The organism is Kribbella endophytica, from assembly GCF_054781295.1.
Genome location: NZ_BAAGUR010000001.1, coordinates 1,496,631 through 1,518,778, shown reverse-complemented (window position 1 = coordinate 1,518,778; position 22,148 = coordinate 1,496,631). Strand labels below are relative to the sequence as shown.

The window sequence follows — 22,148 nt, the reverse complement described above, 5'->3', positions numbered from 1 at the left end:
TTAGAGATCGAACAACTCGGCGAGGACGGTGGCGACACCGTCCTCGTCGTTTGTCGGGCAGATGTGGTCGACGACGGCGAGCACCTCAGGGTGCGCGTTGCCCACGCCGTACGACGTACCGGCCCACGTGAGCATCGGCAGATCGTTCAGCGAGTCACCGAAGGCGATCGTCTCGGACGCCGAAATCCCTTGCTCCGCGGCGAAATCGGCCAGCATCGCGGCCTTCGAGACGCCACTCGCGGCGATCTCCACCAACCCGGTCCCGCCGCTGTGGCTGGCCGCCACCCGCTCGCCGACGATCGGCGCGACGCGGGCCAGCAGTTCGTCGGAATGCAGGCTCTGGTGCCGGACCAGCAACTTCGCCGCCGGTTCGGCGAGCAGTTCGTCGAGGGCGGCGATCAACGTGTCGTCCGGCTTCGGCCAGCGGTTCAGGTAGTGCGGTTCCTGTCCGTAGCGGTCCGGTCGCTCGATCGCGAACTCCACCTCCGGTACGGCGGCCCGAATGGCCAGCGCGACCTCCAGCGCGACGGCCGGATCGATCAGCCTGGTCCGGATCGCCTGCCGCCGCGCGACGTCGTACAGAATGGCGCCGTTGGCAACAATCGCGACCCCGTGCGCGCCGACCAGGTCGGACAGGTCGTGCAGCCAGCGCGGCGGCCGGGCGGTGACCATCACGAAGACGGCGCCGGCCTCCTGGATCGCGAGCACGGTCGCTCGGGTGAACGGGGAGACGCCTGAGTCACTGTGGACCAGCGTGCCGTCCAGATCGGTGGCCACCAGGCGGGGTGTTCTGCGCATCGACACCTACCTACCGTAACGGTCTTCGGGCAGACCTTTTGACCCGTTCGGGAAGACCCCCTTTACTCCCTCGAACAGTCATCGCGCAACCATCTGGAGATCGTTTTCCATGCAATCTGATTGACCATTGAACAACGTCACCAGACCGTTACGGCAGGATGCTGCAAAGGCAGCAAGTTCCCCTGCGCTGCACGGTTTGCGCATGATTTCATGCGGTGGCTGGCGGGGAACCAGGGGCGGTTCGCACGCGTCGTACGCCTTGTTCCGGATCATCAACATCCGGTCCGACCCACGCCGGGAAGAACGTCGAAGAACTGGTGCGGAATTGGGTGCAACCAAATCCGGATCGGTGGCGTCAACAGTTATGGATCGGTGCGCCTAGCGCCGGACAAAACGGGGTGGGTCGGCAACGAGCGTCGGTCCATCAGCTAGTGGGCTCGGGTGTTCGAACAGCCTTCATCGTTCGTTCACCGGGGTCCTGGAACTTGGGGAGCCACGATGACTGTCAACACCGCCAACCCACCCGGGGCCAGGTCCGCCCGTGCGGCTGTCGACACATCTTCCATCATGGAAGGGGCCATGACCGGCTGTATCGCACGATCTGACATTTTCCAGCACCGCCTGATGGAGGAGCCGCCGCCCGCGTCGGCGACCCGTCGGACCAGGGAGCGGTACGACCAGCTGGTCCGGGAAGCCAAGAAGGTCTGCGCTTCCTGCCCGCTGTTCACCGACTGCCTGTTCAGCGCGGTGGCCGAGCACGACGTCAGCGGCTTCGTCGCCGGAACCACTGCAGTACAACGTCGTTCAATGCGCAACCTGTTGGACGTCGAGGTCCAGGCCGACGACTTCGACCAGCTCGCCGGGGCCCGCGGGACCCGCCGGCCGGTCAGCCACGAAGAGGTCCTCCGGCTGCGCACCCAGTACCCCAACGACAGCCTCGAGTCGCTCGCGATGCGGCTCGGATGCTCGCTGTCGACCGTGAAACGCCACCTGCGCAGGGCCCGCCGCGGTCAGAGCCCTGCCGCCAAGGCACCGCGGGCCCGTCCGGAGGTCAGCGCCGTCCTGGACGCGTTCGACGCCGTGGTGGACCAGCCCTGCCCCGCACCGCGCACCGGTAGCACCCGCGTCGCCTGATCCGATACTCGGCCCGCCAGCGGTCTATCGGTCACAGCAAAGGCCCGGAACCCTGCACCAGCAGGGCTTCCGGGCCTTTTTGTTGCCCTGGTGAACTATTCGACCTCAGGCGCAAAGGCTTGCTTCAGAACCAGCGGTTGAGTACGGCGGCCACGCCGTCGTCCTGCACCGACTTGGTCACCTCGTCGGCCGCGGCCTTCACCTCGTCCGGCGCCGCACCCATCGCGACCCCGATCCCGGCGTACGTCAGCATCTCGATGTCGTTGCGTCCGTCACCGATCGCGACCAGCCCCGACGCGTCGAGACCCAGCTGCGCCAGCGCGACCTTCAGGCCGGTGCTCTTGTCGACGCCCTCGGGCGCGATGTCCAGCCACGCGGTCCAGCCGACGAAGTAGCTGACCCCGTGCAGGCCGAGCCGTTCGGCCAGCTCGACGAAATCCGCCTCCGAGGCGTCCGGGTCGCGGATGATCAACCGGGTCACCGGCTCCGGCGCCAGCTCGGCGTCGGAGACCACGCGGATCGCGTCGCCGCCCAGGTCGCCGTCCGGGAACGGCGCGGTCACCCGGTACCCGCCGTCGTGCTCCTCGACCGCCATCCGCGCGTTCGGCGCGTGCTCGCGGACCGAGGTGATCACAGTCGCCGGGTCGAAGGTGCGCTCGTCGACGATCTCGCCGGCCGGGTAGCTGAGCGTGCGCGCACCGTTGCTCACGACAACGAATCCGCGCTGCAGGCCGAGCAGCTCCGCGACCGGCACGGTCGACTGCCAGGACCGGCCGGTGGCCAGGATGATCGGCACCTGCGCGGCGGCCCGGCGGACCGCGTCGACCACGGCGGCGGAGATCCGCTCGTCGTGGTCGACCAGGGTGCCGTCGATGTCGAGGGCGACGGCCTGCGGCCGCCAGCCGTCGGTCGTCGTCATCCGCGGACCGGTTCGAGGACCTCGCGGCCACCGACGTACGGGCGCAGCGCCGCCGGGACCCGGACCGAGCCGTCGGGCAGCTGGTGCGTCTCCAGGATCGCGACGATCCACCGGGTGGTGGCCAGCGTGCCGTTCAGCGTCGCGACGTGACGGGTCTTGCCGTCCGCGTCCCGGTGCCGGATGTTCAGCCGGCGGGCCTGGTAGTCGGTCGTGTTCGACGTGGAGGTGAGCTCGCGGTAGGCACCCTGGGTCGGCACCCACGCCTCGCAGTCGAACTTCCGGTACGCCGAAGCGCCCAGGTCGCCGGTCGCGGTGTCGATCACCCGGTAGGCCAGTTCCATCTTGTCGAGCATCTCCTTCTCCCAGCCCAGCAGCCGCTGGTGCTCCGCCTCGGCGTCCTCGAGGCTGCAGTAGGAGAACATCTCGACCTTGTCGAACTGGTGGACGCGGATGATCCCGCGGGTGTCCTTGCCGTACGAGCCGGCTTCGCGGCGGTAGCAGGACGACCACCCGGCGTACCGCATCGGGCCGGCGGACAGGTCCACGATCTCGTCCATGTGGTACCCGGCCAGCGCCACCTCCGACGTCCCGACCAGGTACAGCTCGGGCTCGTCCAGGCGGTAGACGTCGTCGTGGGCGTTCAGGTACCCGGTGCCGTCCATCACCTCGGGCTTGACCAGCGTCGGGGTGATCATCGGGGTGAAGCCGTACTCCACCGCCTGGTTGATCGCGAGCTGGAGCATGCCGAGCTGGAGCTGCGCGGCGACGCCCTTCAGGAAGTAGAACCGGGCGCCGGACACCTTCGCGCCGCGCTCCATGTCGATCGCGCCGAGCAGCTCGCCGAGCTCCAGGTGGTCGCGCGGCTCGAAGCCCTCGGCGGCGAAGTCGCGCGGCTTGCCGATCTCCTCGATCACCACGAAGTCGTTCTCGCCACCGACCGGGGCCTGGTCGGAGACCAGGTTCGGCAGGGCGCGGGACAGCAGGTCGAAGCGCTTCTCGGCCTCGTTCGCGGTCGCCTCGTGGGCCTTCACCTCGGCGGACAGCGCCTTGGTGCGCTCCAGCAGCGCGGTCCGCTCGTCGCCCTTGGCCTGCGCGACCTGCTTGCCCAGGCCCTTCTGCTCCGCCCGCAGCGACTCGAAGGCCGCGATCGACGATCGGCGCTCGGAGTCGGCCACCAGGATCTCGTCGACCTTGGCCGGACTCTCACCGCGCTTGGTCAGCGCGTCACGGACGACATCGGGGTTCTCACGGAGCACTTTGGCATCGATCACACGCTCAGGCTATCGGGGCGTGTCATGAACACGGAATTTTATTCGGGATGATGAGCTTGCACCAGCCGGACGGTCAGGTTTCTTCGAGGGGGTCTCAGGGCGGCGATGAACCACCATCCACCCAGTCATCTCGGTCGTGCGGTCACGGTCGTGCTGGGTGCGTTGCCGTTCACCGTGGTCACGCTGCTGGTCTTCGGCGACTGGCCGCCCCTGCGCCGCTGGGACGAGTCCGTCGCCGCGCGCGTCGCGTCGTACGGCGGCTCCCGGCCGAGCTGGGTGGACCTGTGGCAGGTCATGGGCGCCGTGGTCCTGCCGTGGACGATGCGCGGCATCCTCCTCGGGGTCGCGATCTACCTGTGGCACCGCCGGGCCCGCCTACTGACGGTCTGGCTGGTCGTCTCGGCCGGTGCCGAGCTGGGCCTGGTCCAGGCCGTGAAGCACATCTTCGACCGGGAGCGTCCGGTCGCGATGCTGGTCGAGAGCGACGGCTGGTCGTACGTCTCCTCGCACGCGACGGCCGCCTTCGTGATGGCCGGCGCGCTCGGCGTCGTCCTGCCGTCGGTCCGCGGCTGGCGGCGCCGGTTCCGGACTCTCGTGCTGCTGCCGACGATCGCCGTCGTCCTGCTCACGTCGGCGGACCGGATCTTCCTGAACGTGCACTACGTGTCCGACGTGCTCGGTGGCTGGGCGCTCGGTCTGGCCATCCTGACCGCGACGTCGATCGGCTTCGGGCTGCGGCCGGGTCTGCGCCGGCGGCGGCGTCGCACTCCGTCGGACGAAACCCGTACGACGCCGCCGCGCGCGGCGGTGATCGTGAACCCGATCAAGGTCGGGGACGGCGTCGCGTTCCGCCGGAAGGTGTCCCGGGCGCTCGCCGTCCGCGGGTTCGACGACCCGCTGTGGCTGGAGACCCGCGAGGACGACGCCGGCAACGCGATGGCCAAGCGCGCGATCGAGAACGAGTCCGACCTGGTCCTGGTCGCCGGCGGCGACGGTACGGTCCGCGTGGTCACCGCCGCGCTCGCCAACACCGCGATCCCGGTCGGCGTCATTCCGGCCGGTACGGGGAACCTGCTCGCCCGCAACCTGCACATCCCGCTCGACCTGGACGACGCGCTGGAGCGGATCCTGGACGGCCGGGAGCGGCGGATCGACCTGGTCAAGGTGCACGGCGACGGGTTGGACACCGACCACTTCGCGGTGATGGCCGGGCTCGGCCTGGACGCCGCGATCATCACCGGGGCGCCGCCGATCCTGAAGGCGCAGATCGGCTGGACGGCGTACCTGGTCTCGGCGGCCAAGAACATCAACCACCCGTCGGTGAAGGTCCGGATCGCGATCGACGACGACGAGCCGATCGAGCGCCGGGTCCGGACCGTGGTGATCGGCAACGTCGGGATGCTGCAGGCGAACATCCCGCTGCTGCCGGACGCACGGCCCGACGACGGGCTGATCGACGTCGTGGTGATCGCGCCGCGGCGGGTGACGCAGTGGCCGCTGGTGTTCTGGCGGGTGATGACCCGGACCAAGCGGACCGAGATGTACCTCGAGCGGTTCACGGCGCGGAAGGTCGAGATCACTGCCGCGGTCGACGTCCAGCGGCAGCTCGACGGGGACGGGATCGGCGCGGGGAAGTTCCTGTGCGCCGAGGTGGAGCCAGGGGCCCTCGTCGTACGGGTGCCCAAGCGGCGCTGAGAGCCGGTACGGCGCTAGGCCTGCTCGGGTGTGACGGGGGCGGCGGCCTGCTTGCGGAGGGTCTCGAGGGCTTCCTCTTCCTCCGGGGACAGCTTGGCCTCGCTCTCGAACGCCTTGATCTCCTTGGCGTACGAGCGGGCGTCGTTGCGGCTGTTGATCGAGGTCAGGACGACGCCGTCGCCGTTGTCGTCGAGCAGGGCCACCGACCAGGACATCCGGCCGCCCATGTCGCCGAACGCGTCGTACCGGACGATCGCCAGGTGCTGCAGCGAGAGCTTCAGGCTGGCCTGGGTCTGGTCGAGCTGCTGGCCGAGCGTGTGGAGCTGGGCGCCGACCGTGCCGGGCTTGGGCTCGGGACGCGGGGGCAGCTCGGTCTTCGGCGGAGCCGGCGGCGGCACGTCCTTGGCCGCGGTCTGACCCCGCAACGCCTGCACGGCGAACACGAGGGCGAGCACCGCCACGAAGAGTGCGGCGATCCCGAAACCACCGGCTAACGTCGAAGACACGGTCCGCAGCCTAACGGTTGTGTGGTTTGTCAGGCGCTCTGCGTGTCCGACTGAGACTCGAATCGGCGGATCAGGCGGGGGCGACGTAGATTCGCGGGGTGACCCATCTGCCTGACCCTGGACCTTTGCCCGGCGTGCACGACCTCGGGTACGCCCGCCTCGACACCGACCGCCTGGAGCGCACCGGCGACCCTGAGGTGGTCTACGGCGCCGGCAAGACGCCCGTTCAGATCGTGGAACTGCTGCGCACGCTGCACTCGACCCACGGCGGCCGTGCCGCCCTCGCGACCCGGCTGTCGCCGGAGGCGCAGGAGCTGGTCGCGGTCGAGCTGCCGGAGGCTGTCGTCGACCCGGTAGGGCGTACGGCGGTGCTCGGGACTGTGCCTGCGCCTAGCGGGACTGTGGCTGTCGTGTCGGCTGGTACGTCGGACGCGCCGGTCGCTGCTGAGGCTGCGACTACGGCTCGGGTGTTCGGGGCTGGGGTTGAGCTGATCACGGATGTTGGTGTGGCTGGGCTGCATCGGGTGCTTGGGGTGCGCGAGCGGTTGGCCGCGGCGGACTGCTTGATCGTGGTCGCGGGGATGGAGGGCGCGCTGCCGAGTGTGGTCGGCGGGCTGACGGGGGTGCCGCTGGTCGCCGTACCGACTTCTGTTGGGTACGGCGCTTCGTTCGGCGGGGTTGCCGCGCTGCTCGGGATGCTGAACTCGTGTGCGCCGGGAGTGACCGTGGTGAACATCGACAACGGCTTCGGAGCCGGGGTGTTCGCGGCGCGCGTCGCCCGGCGCGCGGCACCGGCGGAGGTGAAGGAGCAGTGAGAGTCGCCTGGATCGACTGCTCCGCCGGCGCCTCCGGCGACATGCTCCTCGGCGCCTTCCTGGACGCCGGCGCCGACATCGGCCTGGTGAACGCCGCCGTCGCGGCGGTCGACCGCTCCCTGTCGGTCCGCGTGGAGAAGACACTCAGACACCAGATCGCCGCCACCAAGGCGTCGGTGTTCGTGAACGAGGAACCGCACCCGGAGAACGACCCGAACGCGGCGTACGCCGAGATCGCGCCGGCCGCAGATGCGGCCGAGCCCAGCTCGGCAGGGGCCGGAGTTGACGGCGCGGCAGAGCGCTCCGGGGCCGGGGCCGAAGGCGGCGCGACGCCTGGCGGAGCCGGCGAGCCCGGGGTTGCCCACGGCGAAGCCGTAGGGCTCGGGGCGGCGGCTCCCTCCTCCCTCCCCACCGATACGGGGCACGGACATGGGCACGGGCACGACGACGCCGGGCATGGGCATGGTCACGCGCACGAAGGTGGTGCTACTCGGTCTTGGGCTGAGGTTCGGCAGGTTATCGAGGGGGCCGGGCTCGACTCCGCCGTTCGGGATCGGGCGTTGGACACCTTTGCTCGGCTTGCTCGGGCTGAGGGGGCGGCTCATGGGGTTGAGCTGGACGAGGTGCACTTCCACGAGGTGGGCGCGCTGGATGCGATTGCCGACATCGTGGGGGTTGCGGCGGCTTCGATCTCCTTGGAGCTGGATCGGATCGTGGTGTCGACGATCGCGCTGGGCGGTGGGCGCCAGGTGCGCGGCCAGCACGGTGGGATTCCGATTCCGGGGCCGGCGGTGCTGCATCTCCTGCGCGAGGCCGAGGCGCCCGTGGTCGGCGGCACCGCGCCGTACGAGATGACGACGCCGACCGGCGCCGCGCTGCTCGCGACGCTGGCTGACGAGTTCGGGCTGATGCCGCCGATCCGGATCCTGCAGACCGGCGTCGGTGCCGGCGGGCGGGACCCGGTCGAGGTGCCGAACATCGTCCGCGTGGTGATCGGCGAGGCGACCGTGCAGCCGTCGACCGAGCTCGTCTACGAGACGAACGTCGACGACCTCGACCCGCGGATCTGGCCGCAGGTGCTCGCGCGCCTGCTGCAGGCCGGTGCGGCCGACGCCTGGCTGACCCCGATCCTGATGAAGAAGGGCCGGCCGGCGCACACGCTCTCGGTGCTCACCAGCAGCGCGAACGCCGAAGTGGTCCGCTCGGTGATCCTGACCGAGACGTCCGCGATCGGGCTGCGTGAGTTCCCGATCCGCAAGCACGCGGCGGACCGTGAGTTCGCCAGCGTCGAGGTGAGCGGCCAGCGGATCCACGTCAAGATCGCCCGGTACGGCGGCCAGGTGGTCAACGTGCAGCCGGAGTACGAGGACGTGGTCACCGCGGCCGCGGCACTCGACAAGCCGGTCAAGTCGGTCCTGGCCCGGGCGATCGCCGCCGGCCACGACCTCTGGGGCTGACCCCTAGAGCGCTAGCGCCCCGAGTACGGCGGGGCGAAGAAGACGAGCAGGGCCAGGTCCTCGGTGACGTCGGCGAAGTGGTGGGGCTCCTCGGCCGCCACGAACAGCACGTCACCGGGGCCGACCGGCTCCTTCCCGTCGGGCGTCACGATGGACGCCCGGCCGGCCGTCACCACGTAGATCTCGTCCTCGTGGTGCGGCGCCTGGTCGTCGACGCCGCCGGCCGGGATCGAGTACGTGCCGACCGAGAGCGACTCGGTCCGCAGGTGTTCGGCGAAATGGTTCGGCTCCGCGGTCTGGTACTGCCCCGCCCCCACAAGCTTCTGCATCCGGCAGACAGTACTGGCCAGGGCTACTGCGAGACAGCCTTTTCGGGTGCGTTCTTCGCCTTGCGCTTCGGCCAGTCGTACGGCCACCACTGCGCCCCGCCACGCCGGGCCCACAGGATCAGCATCACCAGTACGGCGAGCTCGACCGCCGGCGTGACGGTGTCGCGCAGCCGCGCGCTGAACCACTCCAGCGAGTCCGACAGCGACGCCGCGACCTGCCGCGCGTTCGGATCCCGCCCGGGGACGTACGCGATCGCGAGCATCGTCGTCCGGATCACCATCAGCTTGTCGATCTTCGACGCCGCGACCGCGGCCAGCGCGGTCCAGGCGATCAGGTCGTACCAGGGCAGCGTGTACATCGCCGTCAGCAGCCAGGCGACCGCGTAGATCGCGGTGTACCGGATGGCGGCCGGGGTCGGGTCGTCCGGGTGCGTCTGCGGGACCAGCGACTTCGGGAACACCTGCGACAGCAGGATCGCGACGAAGATCAGGCCGACCCAGGCGACGATCCCGATGATCGTCCGCACGAGAGCACCGGGCAGGAACAGGTCGAACAGGCTGAAGATCACCTTGTGCGGCGTACCGGTCGAGATGAACGACGTCTGCGAGCGCGCCTGCTGGAACGCCTGCAGGCCGACCACGGCGTACAGGCCTGCCATCGAGACACCGCCGCCGAGGCAGAACATCAGCGCGCGACGGCGGTCCGCCCGGAGCGCCCAGAGCATGGCGATGCCGACCAGCCCGATCGACAGCTTGGTGCAGCCGGCGACGCCGAGCATAATGCCTGCCGCGAAGACGTGCCGTCGGAACAGCACCAGCGCGATCACCGCGAACATCACCGCGATCGCATCGTTGTGCGCTCCGGCCAGCACGGTGAACAGCAGCAGCGGGTTGGCCAGCGCGAGCATCGCGACCCGGCGGCGCTTCACCAGGTCGGGGCCGACCAGCTTGAGCAGGAGCAGGCCGGAGACCACCAGGCTGACCGCGACGGTCAGCTGCAGCATCCAGACCGTCAGCTGCATCGAGTCGCCGCCGACCCAGGACGAGAACCACTGGATCCAGGTCGCGATCGGGCCGTACACGCTGCGGGCGCCCTGCCACGGCCGCTCGGTCGCGGCGATCACCGGGTCGTAGCCGAGCCGGATCGTGTCGGCGGGTGCGGTCGTGTACGGGTTGCCGCCGAGCGACATGATCCGGCCGTACGCCGCGTAGATGAGGACGTCACCGGAGGCCATCGGCGGGACCAGCGTGATGGCGGCCGTCGTACCGATGCCTAGGGCAACCAATCGCTGGACGCGCGGGGCCCAGCCGTGCTTGAGGGCGCGCGTTGCCAGGTAGACGCCGAAGCCGCCGAGCAGGATGGCGACGTAGATCATCACCGTGACGAGCCAGTCGTTCGGCTTGGTGTCGAACCAGTACGACGGGAGCCAGGCGTGGCGATTGGTCAGTGTGAGGACGACGACCGAGGGGCCGAGCAGGCCGGCGGCGACGATCAATGCCGTGGAGATCAGGTACAGGCTTACGGCGCGGCGGCCGTCGCGGTTCGCGCGGGCGGTTTGCTGGCCGGTACTTGACGCAGCTTCGCCGGAGCTCGTGGCGGCGCCCTGAGTCGGCTCGTCGGTGCTCGTGGCGGACTCGTCGGCGCTGGTGGTGGGGTCGTCGGTGCTGGTGGTGGGATCGTCGGTGCTGGTGGCGGGGTCGTCGGTGCTCGGGGTGGGGCGGTCGGTGCTCATCAGGACGTCTTCCGCGAGGGGAGGGCGCTGCGGGCGGCGAGCGCCCGGCGCACGTGGAGGAACTGGCGGCCGCGGTGCAGCTGGCCGCGCAGGTCCGTCCCGGTCGCCCGGTGGCGGACGTCGATCGGCACCTCGATGATGCGGAATCCCTTGCGCCCCAGGTCGATGCTCAGCGCGGCCTCGACCCCGAACCCGCTGGCCAGCGGCAGCGCCGCGTCGAAGGCCGCGCGCGTCAGACAGCGCTGACCGGACAGCGGCTGCTCCGGCGCCCAGCCGGTCGCCTGCTGGATCCCGTCACGCGCCAGCCGTACGACGAACCCGCGCCCGCCGGCCTTGCTCCCGTCAGCACGGATCTGCGCTGGCAGCGTCCCGATCGTCATGTCGGCCCGCCCGTCCTGCACCGGCGCGATCAGCGGCTCGGCGCCGGTCGCCGTGTCGGTCAGGTCAGCGTCGAGGAACAACAGATGCCGCGCACGAGCCCCGTCCCGCCGCGCGACCTCCGCGGCGCCGGTCTCCATCGCCGCGGCCTTGCCCTGGTTCCGCTCGTGCCGGACGACGACCGCGCCGGCCTGCTCGGCCGCCTCCGCGGTCGCGTCGGTGGACCCGTCGTCGACCACGACGACCAGGTCGACGCCGACGAGCTTGCGGACGGCGTCCACGGTGGCCGCGATCCGCGCGGACTCGTCCTTCGCCGGAATCACGCAGGCAACACCACGCTGCGGCTCGACGGACGGCTGATCATTCCCGGACACAGCACCGCAGCCTAATTGCTCCCGAGCCGATCACCAGCCTCCGCACCCGCCGCCTGTGGACATCTCGTTCTTTCGAAGGATCGGCTCCGGTTGGCTTTCCCGCACAGATTGTCGGACAATCAGACAGATTCATCAGTCCGTACGGCGGGCGCCCGCCTGCCGTAGCGTGGACAGCACCTCCAGAACACCCGGGGAACTCCGACGAGAGGGACAGGCATGACTGAGGCGTACGGCGTCGACAGCGAGGTCGGCCCGCTCCGGACGGTGATGCTGCACCGGCCGGGCAACGAGCTGCGCCGGCTGACCCCGCGCAACAACGACAAGCTGCTCTTCGACGGCCTTCCCTGGGTCGGCCGGGCGCAGGACGAGCACGACGCGTTCGCCCAGGTCCTGCGCGACCGCGACGTCGAGGTGCTGTACCTCGGGCAGCTGCTGATCGAGGCGCTCGCCGATCCCGAGGCCCAGGCGACCGCGGTCGCGGGCGCGATCGAGGACCTCCGGCTGGGCGACACCCTGCGCGACTACCTGCGGACCGCGCTGACCGCGCTCGACCCCGCCGAGCTCGCCGAGGCGCTGATGGCCGGCGTACGCAACGACGAGGTCCGGGCCGGTGGGCTGGTCACGTCGCTGCTGGCGCACGAGGACTTCCTGATCGACCCGCTGCCGAACCTGCTCTTCACCCGCGACTCCAGCGTGTGGATCCGGGACTCGGTCGCGGTCACGTCACTCGCGATGCCCGCGCGGGTCCGCGAGAGCCAGCTGACCGAGCTGATCTACCGGTTCCACCCCCGGTTCGCCGGCGCCGACAAGGTGTACGACCACCAGCTCGAGCACGTCGAGGGCGGCGACGTCCTGGCCCTCGGGCCCGGCGTACTGGCTGTTGGTGTCGGAGAGCGTACGACGCCCGCCGGTGTCGAGCGGCTCGCGCAGCGGGTGTTCGCCAAGGACCTCGCGCACACCGTCCTCGCCGTACCGATCGCGCAGCAGCGCGCGACGATGCACCTGGACACGGTCTGCACGATGGTCGACGTCGACGCCGTACTGATGTACCCGAACATGGCCGAGGAGATGCGGGCGCTCGCGGTCACCGCGGACGGCGACCAGCTGCACGTCGCCGAGCCCGAGCCGTTCCTGGTCGCCGCGGCCAAGGCGCTCGGGATCGACACCCTGCGGCGGATCGACACCGGTCTCGACCCGGTCACCGCCGAGCGCGAACAGTGGGACGACGGCAACAACACCCTCGCGCTCGCACCGCGGGTCTGCATCGCGTACGAGCGAACCGTCGAGACCAACGCGCGGCTGGAGGAGTCCGGCATCGAGGTGATCCGGATCTCCGGCTCGGAGCTCGGGTCCGGTCGCGGCGGGCCGCGCTGCATGTCATGTCCGGTGCTGAGGGCCCCTATTGCTGGTTGAGAGCGCAAGTAAGCCTGACGACACGCGGAGTGAAATCGGGGGTTGTCGAGCAGGCAACTTGTGAGTACTCTTCATGCCTAGGCCCAGGCCCTGTTGCTCCCCCGTCAGCAGGACTTGGGCCGTCCACGTTCGTGAGGCGAATCAGCCCTCACGAGGTTGTACGACGAAGGGCCCCGCACCTCAGGTGCGGGGCCCTTCGCTTGTCGTACGGCGTCAGCGGATGGTGAGCTGACGGCTGGCCAGGCCGGCCTTCGCCGCGCGCTCCTCGGTGCTGAGCGGCGTACTGGCCTTCAGGGCCTTGTCCAGCGCGGTCTGGAAGTCCGCGGTCGGCTTCTCCAGGTCGGCGGCCTCGGTGTCGGCCGGCAGCTCCCAGACCGGGGCGAGCACGCCCAGCGCCCGGAAGGACCCGATCAGACGGCTTCCGTCGATCAGCGCCGACGAACCGGCCGCGTGCAGCCGGGCCAGCGCGTCCAGCAGGTCGTCCTCGCTGTGCGGCATCACCCAGCGCAGGTACCGGCGGTCGCCGATCTGCGTCCAGTACGCCGCCTCGACCGACTCCAGCCGGACCGTCGGAGCCGCGGCCGCGTTGGCCCGCTCCAGCCCCGCGGCGACCTCGCCGGTCGGGTCCTCGACGTTCTCGCCGACCCAGAAGTCGAAGCCCTCGTGCACCTTGGCGACGATCGGCTCCTTGGCGTCGATCAGGTCCTGCAGCCGCGGGCCGTCCTTGAGCAGGTCGCCGAGCTGGATCGGGTTCCCCGGCTCGGTCGCCAGCGCCGCGGTGATCGCGTGCGCGACGTCACGGCTCGGGTCACCGGTCGACGCGTGCGTCTGCAGACCGATCCAGATCGTCTCGTCGTCGCGGACCAGACCCGGCATCGCCATCGGCAGCAGGGTGACCAGGTTGACCTTCTTGCCCTGGTGCTCTCCGGTCAGCGTCACCTCCGCGACCCCGGCCGGGACGATCTCGCGGAAGGCGATCAGGTCGCACTCGGCCGACAGGCCCTCGAACGGCCGGACCACGAACGAGTCGGCGGCCTGCGCCCGCTCCTTGCCGTGGCACTGCTTGAACCGCTTGCCCGAACCGCACGGGCAGGGTTCCCGCGGGCCGACGTCAGCCAGGTCGGCGGGGTCGAGCTCGACGAGCGTCGTGTTCTTGGCGCGGTTGCGCGACTTCTTTCCCATGAGCGCAGTCTTGCAGGATCCGGCGGGAGAGAGTTAGTCCGCGAGGTTCAGAGCGGTACGACGGCATGCACCGTGCGGTACTTGTCGCCGGAGCGGACACCCCAGTCCGAGCTGAGCATGTCGACGATCGCCAGCCCGCGCCCGCCGATCGACTCGGGGTGGGCCTCGACGATGCGGAGCGGCTCGGTGTCGCCGCGACCGTCGGTGACCTCGATGTGCACGCCGGCCTTGTCGAGCCACCAGGCCGCGCGGACGTCGCCGGTCGGCAGCGCGGGCGCGTACCGGATGGCGTTGGAGAGCAGTTCCGACAAGACGAGCTGGGCGTCGTCACAGGTGGTTTCGGCGACCCGGGCCCGCGTCAGGTAGTCGTGAAGGCGCCGGCGGGCAGCCGCCACCGCAGAGACTTCGTGCGGAAGGACGACGTCCACGACGCTTACGTCGGCGGGCAAAGTCGCAGAGGACAAGCAGGGTCTCCTCGGTGTCGGCACAGCACTTCCACATCTGCCCACGAACAAGGGCTTGAAAACACCTGAAGGAGTTCCGTTACACAGCGACGGCGAAGATCACAGCGTTTGCGAAGAAATCGTGACAAAAGCGACAGAATTGAACGTGCAAATCACTCAACGCATTCACGTGATTACCCAGCCGGAGAAGAACTGAGAAGTAACTCACAACGCTCGAATGAGCGTCCGGACCGACCTGGTCGACCGACCAGGTCAGCGTCGGCGAACCAGCCGGCGACGGGTCCGCGACGGCGGTGCCGGCGGCTGGTCCGGATGCTCGGCGAGGGTGGCGATCGCGAGCTCCGGCCGGTCGCTGATGATCGCGTCGACGCCGAGCGCGTGGCAGTGCCGGACGTCCTCGGGGTTGTTCACCGTCCAGACGTGCACCTGGTGGCCGTGCTTGTGCGCGCGGTCGACGTACTCAGGATGTGCCGTGACCAGCTCGAGGCTCGGTCCGGCGTACGAGACACCGGTCGGCAAGGAGCCGTCGCGGAAGCGCAGCGGGATCCGGTCCATCAGCAGAACGGTCCGTACGCCGGGCGCCATCGTCCGCATCCGCCGCAGCGACAGCCAGGAGAACGACATCACCCGGACCGGCGACTCCGTTCCGATCTTGGGGTGCGCCCAGCCGAAGCGGTCGAGCGCCTCGATCAGCCGTCGCTCCACCAGCCCGGCGTACCGGGTCGGGTGCTTGGTCTCGATCGCGAGCTCGATCGGCCGGCCCGCGTCGCGGACGGTCGCCAGCAGGGTGTCGAGGGTGAGCACCTTGGTGAGGTCCGGACTCGGCAGCTCGGCCTCGTCGTCGAGGTCGGCCCACGGATTCTTCCACGACCCCCAGTCGAACCCGTCCAGCTCCTCGAGGCTCATCGTGGACAGCACGCCACGGCCGTTCGAGGTGCGGTCGATCCGCCGGTCGTGCACACAGACCAGGTGACCGTCGGAGGTGAGCCGGATATCGCACTCGAGCCCGTCCGCTCCCGCCGTGACCGCACGCTGGTACGCCTCCAGCGTGTGTTCGGGACTGACTTCACTCGCGCCGCGATGAGCAACAACGCTCGGGCGTTTCGCCATGGGACAACTCTGGCACGCGTCTTCCGACGGGTGTTAGTCAGCCACGCCGCCGTCCGGAAATCGGTTACCCAATTGCGTGATGCCGGAGACTGGCTCGATGAACGAGCTGATGCGGGCCGTCGTACTGCCCGGGCCGGTCGCGGCCGAGGACCTTCGGGTCTCGCTGATCCCGGTCCCGGAGCCGCCGGCCGGGTGGATCCGGATCAAGGTCGAGGCGTTCGGGCTGAACCGCTCGGAGTACCACCTGCGCGCGGGCCTGGCGACCGGCGCGGTCTTCCCGATCGTCCCCGGCATCGAGGCGACCGGCACCGTCGACCTCGCGCCGGGCGGTGAGTTCACTGTCGGGCAGCAGGTGGTCGCGATGATGGGCGGCATGGGCCGGGCGTTCGACGGCGGCTACGCGGAGTACACGGTGGTCCCGGCTTCGTCGGTCCTCCCGGTCGAGACGACGCTGGACTGGGCCACGCTCGGGGCGCTCCCCGAGATGCTCCAGACCGCTCATGGATCCCTGCACACCGGTTTGGACATCCAGCCCGGTCAGTCGATTCTGATCCGCGGCGGCACGTCGTCCGTCGGCGCCGCTGCCGCCGTACTGGCGAAGGAACACGGGCTCACCGTCTTCTCCACCACGCGCAACCCTGCACGGCTGGAAACCCTGCGTGCGTTGGGCGTCGCCCATCCGTTGGTTGATGACGGCAACATCTCCACGCAGGTCCGCGCCGTCCTCCCCGCCGGCGTCGATGCGGCCCTCGAACTCGTCGGCACCAACACCCTCCCCGACACTTTGCAGTCCACCCGCGTCCACGGCACCGTCTGCTTCACCGGCATGCTCAGCGACACCTGGACGATCCCGGACTTCTACCCGATCGGCTATCTCCCCAACGGCGTTCGTCTCACCGCGTACGGCGGCGAAAGCTCCGACCTCCCACCCGAGGCCTTCCAGCACTACGTCGACCTGGTCGCCGCCGGGCGCCTCCCGATCCGCATCGACCGAGTCTTCGCCCTCAACGAAATCGCCGAGGCCCACCAGTTGATGGAGACCGGCGGAGCCGTCGGCAAACTGGTCGTCCGGATCAACTGACCCGTGAACGATCCCGACGACCTGGCCGAGGAACAGTTCCTAGCAGCCCCGTTGGGCAGCGGCCAACTAGTAGTTGCTCTTGGCAACATGCGACTGACGTACGAGCGGAAGCAGAGCGCTTCCTGCTAGAGCGCTGGATCGACCACCCAGCAGCAAGCCGACCGCCGTTGTCGATCAGTACGCATTTCCGCACCAAGAGCCTGCAGGAGGAAGCAGCCCCGCCAAGCCGCGGCATTTGCCGCACGCAAGGCCTGGACCTTGGGTGGGCTGGTTGATAGTCAGGCGGGATGACATTTGGGGTTGGGCGGTTCGAGGGTGAGTGGGGCGAGATCGTTCGGCTGTTGGAGAAGGCGTTCTCGTCGCCGTGGACCGAGGCGCAGGTGGAGAGCGTTCGGCCGCTCTGGGAGCCGGATCGCAGCATCGTCGTGACGGACGGCCATGAGGTCGTCGCGCATACGTCCGCCTTCTCCCTTGAGCTGACCGCACCAGGGGCACGCGTGCCGGTGGCCGGTGTCAGCATGGTTGCCGCCAGTCCGACTCATCGGCGGCGCGGCCTGGTCCGTCAGCTGATGGGCCGGCAGTTGACCGAGCTGGTCGAAGGCGGGGGCGAGGCAGTCGCCGCGTTGACGGCGAGTGAGCCGGCGATCTACGGGCGCTTCGGGTACGGCCTGGCTTCGGACCATCAGCACGTCACTGTGCCGAGGGCTTCCCGCGAGCTCCGCCGGATCGCGGGGGTCGAGGACGTGCAGGTCCGGTTCGCCGATCCTGTCGAGTCGCTCGCGGTGTGCACCAACCTCCACAATGCCGAGGTTCCGATCAGGCCGGGCATGTTCCACCTGGACGAGCGCTGGCAGCAGGTCCTGGTCGTCGATGCCCACCAGGCGTCACCGCTGCGATGCGTGCTCGCCGAGCGAGACGGCGAGATCGTCGGCTACGCCTACTACCGGGCCCAGCGGGCGGACAGCGGGTACGTCGAAGTGACCCGCGTGCACGCCCGGGAGCTTGCCGGCCACGTCGCCCTGTGGCAGTTCCTGCTCGACCAGGATCTCCTCAGCGAGACGCGCTTCGATCGACTGCCCTCGGACGACCCGCTGCTGTCGCTGTTGCTCGACGTACGGGCAGCCGACGCGAAGACCCAGGACGGACTCTGGGTGCGGTTGGCCGACGTCGGCCGCGCGCTGGCCGGGCGGACCTATGCGACCGAGGTCGACGTCGTTCTGGGGATCGCGGACGACCTCCTGCCGTGGAACGCCGGCTCCTGGCACCTTGCGGGCGGGCCCGAGGGGGCGACCTGCGAGAAGACAGGTGCCACCCCGGACCTCCTGCTCGATGTCCGGGACCTGGGATCGATCTACCTCGGCCGCCCGTCCCTCGCCGTGCTCGGAGCGTCCGGCCTGGTCGCGGAACAGACCCCAGGAGCTCTCGGCGCCACGTCACGGGCCTTCCTGGGAGACCGCCTCCCCTGGCTCGACACCGGATTCTGACCTGGCGCCGGACGGCGCGGTTGAACGCCGCCCGGCCCCTGGCAGGTCAGGCCGTAGCCTCCTGCAACGACGTCGTACGGCCGGCAGGTCGTGAGAGGCCGTAGTGGTCGCGCAACGTGGTGCCGGTGTACTCCGTGCGGAAGAGGCCTCGGGCCTGGAGGATCGGGACGACCTGGTCGGTGAAGGTGACCAGGCCCGACGGAAGGACCGGGGGCATGATGTTGAAGCCGTCGGCGGCGCCGGCTTCGAACCAGGACTGGATGGCGTCGGCGACCTGGTCGGGAGTGCCCGTGAAGGTTCGGTGGCCTCGGCCTCCGCCCAGGCGACCGATGAGCTGGCGGACGGTCAGGTTCTCGCGGCGCGCCAAGGTGACGATGAGGGTGTAGCGGGACTTGGCGCCTTGGATCTCGTCCTCGTCGGGGAGGTCGGCGGGGAGGGGCTGGTCGAAGGGGAGGTCCTCGGGCTGGACTCGGAGGGTGCGAGCGAGTTGCTGGCGGGCGTACTCCGGCTTGATCAGCTCGTCGAGCTCGCGTTCCAGAGCAGCGGCCTCGGCCTCGGTGGAGCCGATGACCGGGACGATGCCGGGGAGGATCTTGATCGTGTCGGGGTCGCGGCCCAGGGCGGCGGTGCGCGACTTGAGGTCGGCGTAGAAGTCCTGGGCGTCTTCTAGCGTCTGCTGCGCGGTGAAGACAGCTTCGGCGTACCGGGCCGCCAGGCCCTTGCCGTCCTCCGACGAGCCCGCCTGGACGATCAGCGGGTAGCCCTGCGGGGAGCGCGGCAGGTTGAGCGGGCCGCGGACCTGGAAGTGCCGGCCAACGTGCTCGATCGGGTGCACCTTGTCGTTGTCGCCCCAGACGCCGGACTCCTTGTCGGCCAGCGTCGCGTCGTCCTGCCACGAGTCCCAGAGCTTGAAGGCGACCTCCAGGAACTCCGCGGCGCGGTCGTAGCGTTCCGCGTGCGCCGGCTGGTCGGCCAGGTTGAAGTTCTTCGCCGCGTCCGGACCCGCCGTGGTGACGACGTTCCAGCCCGCGCGGCCCGCGCTGACGTGGTCGACGCTCGCGAAGCGACGGGCCAGGTTGTAGGGATCGTTGTACGTCGTACTGGCGGTCGCGATCAACCCGATGCGCGACGTCGCGGCGGCGATCGCGGTGAGCAGCACGGTCGGCTCCAACGATCCCGCCGGGCGCCGGCCGACATCGCTGAACAGGACCGGCGAGTCGGCGAAGAAGATCGAGTCGAACTTGCCGCGCTCGGCGGTCCGGGCGAGTTCCCGGTAGTGCTCGATGTCAGTGTTCGCGACCGGGTTGCTCTCCGGCAGCCGCCACGACGCCTCGTGGTGCCCGGTGCTCATCAAGAACGCGTTCAGGTGCAACTGCCTGCTCACAGCGAAACCCCCAGGGCATCGAGAAGTCGGGTACGGACAGCGGCGAAGGACGGGTCGGCGGAGCTGCGCGGCGGATCCAGGTCGATCCGTTCCTCGGCGACCAGCCGGCCCTCGTCAAGCACGATCACGCGGTCGGCGAGCACGATCGCCTCGTCGACGTCGTGCGTGACCAGCAGTACGGCGGGTTGGTGCGCGGCGCAGAGCTTGCGCAGCAGCACATGCATCTTGATCCGGGTCAGCGCGTCGAGCGCGCCGAACGGTTCGTCCGCAAGCAGCAGCGCGGGCTCCCGGACCAGCGAGCGAGCCAGCGCGACCCGCTGTTGCTCGCCGCCGGACAGCTCGTTCGGCCAGGCATCCTCACGCCCGGCGAGGCCGACCTCTTCCAGACTCTTGCGGCCTCGATCACCAGCGCCGTCGGAACGCAGTCCCAGTACGACGTTGTCGAGAACACGGGCCCACGGCAACAACCGCGAGTCCTGGAAGACCACCGACACGTTCTCCGGGACGACCAGCTCGCCGGTCCCGGTGACGTCGTGGTCCAATCCGGCCAGCGCCCGCAGCAGCGTGCTCTTGCCCGATCCGGATTTCCCCAGCAGGGCAACGAATTCGCCGGGGGCGATGCTCAGGTCGAGATCGGACAGAACCGCGCGGTCGCCGTACGAGCGGATCAGTCCGCGGACCTCGACGGCCTTGCTGAGTGTCAGTCCGCCAGTGTGCGTCGCCATGACAGGGCCCTCCTCTGGATCAGGCGGACGGCTCCGTCGGAGAGCAACCCGAGTACGCCGTACAGGACCAGGCCGACGATGATGATGTCGGTCTGCCCGTAGGTGCGGGCCAGCTCCATCATGTAGCCGATCCCGCTGGTGGAGTTGATCTGCTCGACCACGACGAGCGACAGCCAGGCGCCGGTGACCGCGAACCGCAGGCCGAGCAGGAAGCCCGGCAGCGCGCCCGGCAGGACCACCTTGCGGATGAAGCTCCAGCGGGACAGGCCGACCGTCTGCGCCAGTTCGACGTACCGGCTGTCGATCGTGCGCAGGCCGTTGTGGGTGTGGATGTAGATCGGGACGAAGACGCCGAGCGTGATCGTGGTGACCTTCATCGTCTCGCCGATGCCGAGCCAGAGGATCAGCAGCGGCAGCAGGGCCAGCGACGGGATCGCGCGCTTGATCTGGATCGGGCCGTCGAGCACGGCCTCGCCGATCCGGCTCAGACCGGACAGCAGCGCGAGGACCGTACCGAGGACGATGCCCAGGCCGAGACCGAGGAACGCCCGCTGCGTCGACGTGAGCAGGTTGGACTGCAGCCGTCCGTCCGCGATCAGGTCGCCGGTCGTGGTGACGACGGTCCACGGAGCGGAGAGGATCCGCGGATCGAGCCAGCCGGCGGCCGAGCCGATGCTCCAGATCGCGAGCAGCAGCACGGGTCCGATCAGCGCGCCGAAGCGGATCGGCTTGCCCGGGCCGAGCCGGCGGCGCCGTCGTACCGGCTGCGTGGTGACAGCTTTGGAAGCCCGTACACCGCTCAGTGTCGCGGCTGAGCCGCTCACTTGGCCGCCGCCTTGATCGCGTCGGCCGCGACCGGCTGGAAGCGCAGGTCGTACAGGTCACCGGCCTTGATGTCCTTGTTGCCGGTCTCCTTGGACAGCAGGTCGATGGTCTCCTGCTGCCGGGTGATCGCCGCGCTCCAGTCGTTGGTGATCTCCGGGTGCCCGGCGTTGTCGACCAGCCACTGCCCGTCGGCGGTGGTCAGGCCCTGGTCCTTCACGTAGTAGCCCTCGATCCATTCCTTCGGGTGCTTGTCGATCCACTCCTGCGCGACACCCCACGCGGCGACGTACGCACGGATCGCGGCGGCCTTGCTGCTGTCCTCGAGCGACGAGGTGAGCGTGTAGAGGTGGCCGGCGTCGTCCCGGATTCCGTGCTGGATCGTGGTCGCGCCGTCCTTGCCGTACTTGGTCAGGTAGCGCTTGATCGAGACACCGCCGATCGGCGCGACCTCGACCTGCTTGGCGGCCAGGGCGTTCGGGTAGATGTCGCCCGTGCTCGGCAGCTCGATCAGCTTGACGTCTTCCTTGGTCAGCCCGGCCTTCTTCAGCACCTTGAGCACGAGGGCGCCCTGCGCCTGACCCGGGCTGTACGCGATCTTCTTGCCCCGCAGCTCTTCCAGCGTCTTCACCTGTACGCCGGGAGCGACGCCGAGCTGGTAGATCGGGTGGTTCAGCGCGTCCTGGCGGAACTTCGAGGCGACGATCTTCACCGGCAGCCCGGTCCAGGTCGCGTGGATCGGCGGGATCTCCGCGACCGAACCGAGGTCGAGCGCCTTGGCCCGGAACGCCTCGGTGGTCTGCGGACCGCCGCTCAGGTTGGCGAACTGGACGAACTTCGAGACCTTGTCGAGCTGTCCCGACAGCTCGAGCGCCTTCTGGGTGGTCGGGTCACCGACGACGATCTTGGCGCCGTCGGGCACGGACGTCGGCAGCGCCGCATCGAGCGCGAGCTTCGGGCCGCCCCCGGCCTCGGCGGCACCACCGCAGCCGGCCAGCAGCGTGATCGCGGCGGCGGCTCCGGCCAGTACGGCGAGTTTGTTCTTCAACATGTGGGTTTCCTCTTCAGGGGCAG

The 22,148-nt window shown here is 69.6% G+C and carries 22 protein-coding genes; 8 read left to right on the top strand and 14 right to left on the bottom strand.

Translation table 11 applies throughout. The features are described from left to right. Nucleotides 1-798: an HAD family hydrolase gene (locus ACYVIO_RS07325; protein WP_460649887.1), complete on the bottom strand. Its 798-nt coding sequence runs from the start codon at nt 796-798 to the stop codon at nt 1-3. Nucleotides 799-1,422: 624 nt separating this feature from the next. Between ACYVIO_RS07325 and ACYVIO_RS07320 the strand changes: the two genes are divergently transcribed. Beyond that, complete coding sequence (locus tag ACYVIO_RS07320) at nt 1,423-1,932, top strand: WhiB family transcriptional regulator (protein ID WP_460649886.1); 510 nt, start codon at nt 1,423-1,425, stop codon at nt 1,930-1,932. A 124-nt stretch (nt 1,933-2,056) separates the two neighbouring features. On the opposite strand, the gene ACYVIO_RS07315 is transcribed toward ACYVIO_RS07320, so the two are convergent. Together ACYVIO_RS07315 and serS are read right to left on the bottom strand one after the other, a co-directional pair. Next, nucleotides 2,057-2,851 (bottom strand): HAD family hydrolase, encoded by a 795-nt coding sequence (locus ACYVIO_RS07315; protein WP_460649885.1) that lies wholly within the window; start codon nt 2,849-2,851, stop codon nt 2,057-2,059. Beyond that, entirely contained in the window at nt 2,848-4,122 is a 1,275-nt protein-coding gene (gene serS, locus ACYVIO_RS07310) for a serine--tRNA ligase (protein ID WP_460649884.1), read from the bottom strand. Before serS ends, ACYVIO_RS07315 begins: the two co-directional genes overlap by 4 nt. A 105-nt stretch (nt 4,123-4,227) precedes the next feature. On the opposite strand from serS, the gene ACYVIO_RS07305 reads away from it, so the two are divergent. Then, nucleotides 4,228-5,817: a bifunctional phosphatase PAP2/diacylglycerol kinase family protein gene (locus ACYVIO_RS07305; protein WP_460649883.1), complete on the top strand. Its 1,590-nt coding sequence runs from the start codon at nt 4,228-4,230 to the stop codon at nt 5,815-5,817. A 14-nt stretch (nt 5,818-5,831) separates the two neighbouring features. Here the strand turns inward: ACYVIO_RS07305 and ACYVIO_RS07300 are convergent, their stop codons facing one another. After that, entirely contained in the window at nt 5,832-6,323 is a 492-nt protein-coding gene (locus tag ACYVIO_RS07300; protein ID WP_460649882.1) for a DUF4446 family protein, read from the bottom strand. Nucleotides 6,324-6,421: 98 nt separating this feature from the next. On the opposite strand from ACYVIO_RS07300, the gene larB reads away from it, so the two are divergent. Together larB and larC are read left to right on the top strand one after the other, a co-directional pair. Then, nucleotides 6,422-7,138, top strand: coding sequence for a nickel pincer cofactor biosynthesis protein LarB (gene larB / locus ACYVIO_RS07295; protein ID WP_460649881.1), 717 nt, complete (start codon nt 6,422-6,424; stop codon nt 7,136-7,138). Beyond that, a complete protein-coding gene (larC, locus tag ACYVIO_RS07290) occupies nt 7,135-8,595 on the top strand; it encodes a nickel pincer cofactor biosynthesis protein LarC (protein WP_460649880.1) in 1,461 nt (486 codons plus the stop codon). Before larB ends, larC begins: the two co-directional genes overlap by 4 nt. 11 nt (nt 8,596-8,606) lie before the next feature. On the opposite strand, the gene ACYVIO_RS07285 is transcribed toward larC, so the two are convergent. From ACYVIO_RS07285 to ACYVIO_RS07275, 3 genes are read right to left on the bottom strand one after another with little or no spacing between them, the layout of a single operon-like run. Continuing rightward, on the bottom strand, nt 8,607-8,924 hold the full coding sequence (locus ACYVIO_RS07285; protein WP_460649879.1) for a cupin domain-containing protein: 318 nt from the start codon (nt 8,922-8,924) through the stop codon (nt 8,607-8,609). A 23-nt stretch (nt 8,925-8,947) separates the two neighbouring features. After that, nucleotides 8,948-10,657, bottom strand: coding sequence for a polyprenol phosphomannose-dependent alpha 1,6 mannosyltransferase MptB (gene mptB, locus ACYVIO_RS07280; protein ID WP_460649878.1), 1,710 nt, complete (start codon nt 10,655-10,657; stop codon nt 8,948-8,950). Continuing rightward, complete coding sequence (locus ACYVIO_RS07275; protein ID WP_460649877.1) at nt 10,657-11,409, bottom strand: glycosyltransferase family 2 protein; 753 nt, start codon at nt 11,407-11,409, stop codon at nt 10,657-10,659. Before ACYVIO_RS07275 ends, mptB begins: the two co-directional genes overlap by 1 nt. 216 nt (nt 11,410-11,625) lie before the next feature. Here ACYVIO_RS07275 and ACYVIO_RS07270 point away from each other — a divergent pair, with 216 nt between their 5' ends. Beyond that, nucleotides 11,626-12,822, top strand: a complete 1,197-nt coding sequence (locus ACYVIO_RS07270; protein WP_460649876.1) for an arginine deiminase — start codon at nt 11,626-11,628, stop codon at nt 12,820-12,822. Nucleotides 12,823-13,035: 213 nt separating this feature from the next. Here the strand turns inward: ACYVIO_RS07270 and ACYVIO_RS07265 are convergent, their stop codons facing one another. The 3 genes from ACYVIO_RS07265 to ACYVIO_RS07255 all read right to left on the bottom strand — a co-directional run bounded on the left by ACYVIO_RS07265 (nt 13,036) and on the right by ACYVIO_RS07255 (nt 15,578). Further along, nucleotides 13,036-14,004, bottom strand: a complete 969-nt coding sequence (locus ACYVIO_RS07265) for a DUF5926 family protein (protein WP_460649875.1) — start codon at nt 14,002-14,004, stop codon at nt 13,036-13,038. Between the two features lie 47 nt (nt 14,005-14,051). Next, entirely contained in the window at nt 14,052-14,468 is a 417-nt protein-coding gene (locus ACYVIO_RS07260; RefSeq protein ID WP_344177314.1) for an ATP-binding protein, read from the bottom strand. 252 nt (nt 14,469-14,720) lie between these two features. Further along, nucleotides 14,721-15,578: a glycerophosphodiester phosphodiesterase gene (locus ACYVIO_RS07255; protein ID WP_460649874.1), complete on the bottom strand. Its 858-nt coding sequence runs from the start codon at nt 15,576-15,578 to the stop codon at nt 14,721-14,723. 97 nt (nt 15,579-15,675) lie between these two features. Between ACYVIO_RS07255 and ACYVIO_RS07250 the strand changes: the two genes are divergently transcribed. From ACYVIO_RS07250 to ACYVIO_RS07240, 3 genes are all read left to right on the top strand, one after another. After that, nucleotides 15,676-16,659, top strand: coding sequence for a zinc-binding alcohol dehydrogenase family protein (locus tag ACYVIO_RS07250; protein ID WP_460649873.1), 984 nt, complete (start codon nt 15,676-15,678; stop codon nt 16,657-16,659). A 3-nt stretch (nt 16,660-16,662) separates the two neighbouring features. Continuing rightward, complete coding sequence (locus ACYVIO_RS07245; RefSeq protein WP_460649872.1) at nt 16,663-16,788, top strand: hypothetical protein; 126 nt, start codon at nt 16,663-16,665, stop codon at nt 16,786-16,788. 158 nt (nt 16,789-16,946) lie between these two features. Next, nucleotides 16,947-18,143 (top strand): GNAT family N-acetyltransferase, encoded by a 1,197-nt coding sequence (locus ACYVIO_RS07240; protein ID WP_460649871.1) that lies wholly within the window; start codon nt 16,947-16,949, stop codon nt 18,141-18,143. A gap of 46 nt (nt 18,144-18,189) precedes the next feature. On the opposite strand, the gene ACYVIO_RS07235 is transcribed toward ACYVIO_RS07240, so the two are convergent. The 4 genes from ACYVIO_RS07235 to ACYVIO_RS07220 are packed head-to-tail and all read right to left on the bottom strand — an operon-like array spanning nt 18,190 to nt 22,125. Further along, on the bottom strand, nt 18,190-19,527 hold the full coding sequence (locus ACYVIO_RS07235; protein WP_460649870.1) for an LLM class flavin-dependent oxidoreductase: 1,338 nt from the start codon (nt 19,525-19,527) through the stop codon (nt 18,190-18,192). Then, a complete protein-coding gene (locus ACYVIO_RS07230; RefSeq protein ID WP_460649869.1) occupies nt 19,524-20,252 on the bottom strand; it encodes an ABC transporter ATP-binding protein in 729 nt (242 codons plus the stop codon). Before ACYVIO_RS07230 ends, ACYVIO_RS07235 begins: the two co-directional genes overlap by 4 nt. Beyond that, the gene (locus ACYVIO_RS07225) at nt 20,228-21,076 is read right to left on the bottom strand and encodes an ABC transporter permease (protein ID WP_460649868.1); all 849 of its coding nucleotides are present in this window, start codon (nt 21,074-21,076) and stop codon (nt 20,228-20,230) included. Before ACYVIO_RS07225 ends, ACYVIO_RS07230 begins: the two co-directional genes overlap by 25 nt. Continuing rightward, the gene (locus ACYVIO_RS07220; RefSeq protein WP_460649867.1) at nt 21,073-22,125 is read right to left on the bottom strand and encodes an ABC transporter substrate-binding protein; all 1,053 of its coding nucleotides are present in this window, start codon (nt 22,123-22,125) and stop codon (nt 21,073-21,075) included. Before ACYVIO_RS07220 ends, ACYVIO_RS07225 begins: the two co-directional genes overlap by 4 nt. Between the last annotated feature and the right edge of the window lie 23 nt (nt 22,126-22,148).

Excerpts from the sequence above, each read along its gene's own strand:
- ACYVIO_RS07325 (WP_460649887.1), bottom strand. The coding sequence starts at position 798 with ATGCGCAGAACACCCCGCCTGGTGGCCACCGATCTGGACGGCACGCTG.
- ACYVIO_RS07320 (WP_460649886.1), top strand. The coding sequence starts at position 1,423 with ATGGAGGAGCCGCCGCCCGCGTCGGCGACCCGTCGGACCAGGGAGCGG.
- ACYVIO_RS07315 (WP_460649885.1), bottom strand. The coding sequence starts at position 2,851 with ATGACGACGACCGACGGCTGGCGGCCGCAGGCCGTCGCCCTCGACATC.
- ACYVIO_RS07305 (WP_460649883.1), top strand. The coding sequence starts at position 4,228 with ATGAACCACCATCCACCCAGTCATCTCGGTCGTGCGGTCACGGTCGTG.
- ACYVIO_RS07285 (WP_460649879.1), bottom strand. The coding sequence starts at position 8,924 with ATGCAGAAGCTTGTGGGGGCGGGGCAGTACCAGACCGCGGAGCCGAAC.
- mptB (WP_460649878.1), bottom strand. The coding sequence starts at position 10,657 with ATGAGCACCGACCGCCCCACCCCGAGCACCGACGACCCCGCCACCAGC.
- ACYVIO_RS07270 (WP_460649876.1), top strand. The coding sequence starts at position 11,626 with ATGACTGAGGCGTACGGCGTCGACAGCGAGGTCGGCCCGCTCCGGACG.
- ACYVIO_RS07265 (WP_460649875.1), bottom strand. The coding sequence starts at position 14,004 with ATGGGAAAGAAGTCGCGCAACCGCGCCAAGAACACGACGCTCGTCGAG.
- ACYVIO_RS07255 (WP_460649874.1), bottom strand. The coding sequence starts at position 15,578 with ATGGCGAAACGCCCGAGCGTTGTTGCTCATCGCGGCGCGAGTGAAGTC.
- ACYVIO_RS07250 (WP_460649873.1), top strand. The coding sequence starts at position 15,676 with ATGAACGAGCTGATGCGGGCCGTCGTACTGCCCGGGCCGGTCGCGGCC.
- ACYVIO_RS07240 (WP_460649871.1), top strand. The coding sequence starts at position 16,947 with ATGACATTTGGGGTTGGGCGGTTCGAGGGTGAGTGGGGCGAGATCGTT.
- ACYVIO_RS07230 (WP_460649869.1), bottom strand. The coding sequence starts at position 20,252 with ATGGCGACGCACACTGGCGGACTGACACTCAGCAAGGCCGTCGAGGTC.
- ACYVIO_RS07220 (WP_460649867.1), bottom strand. The coding sequence starts at position 22,125 with ATGTTGAAGAACAAACTCGCCGTACTGGCCGGAGCCGCCGCCGCGATC.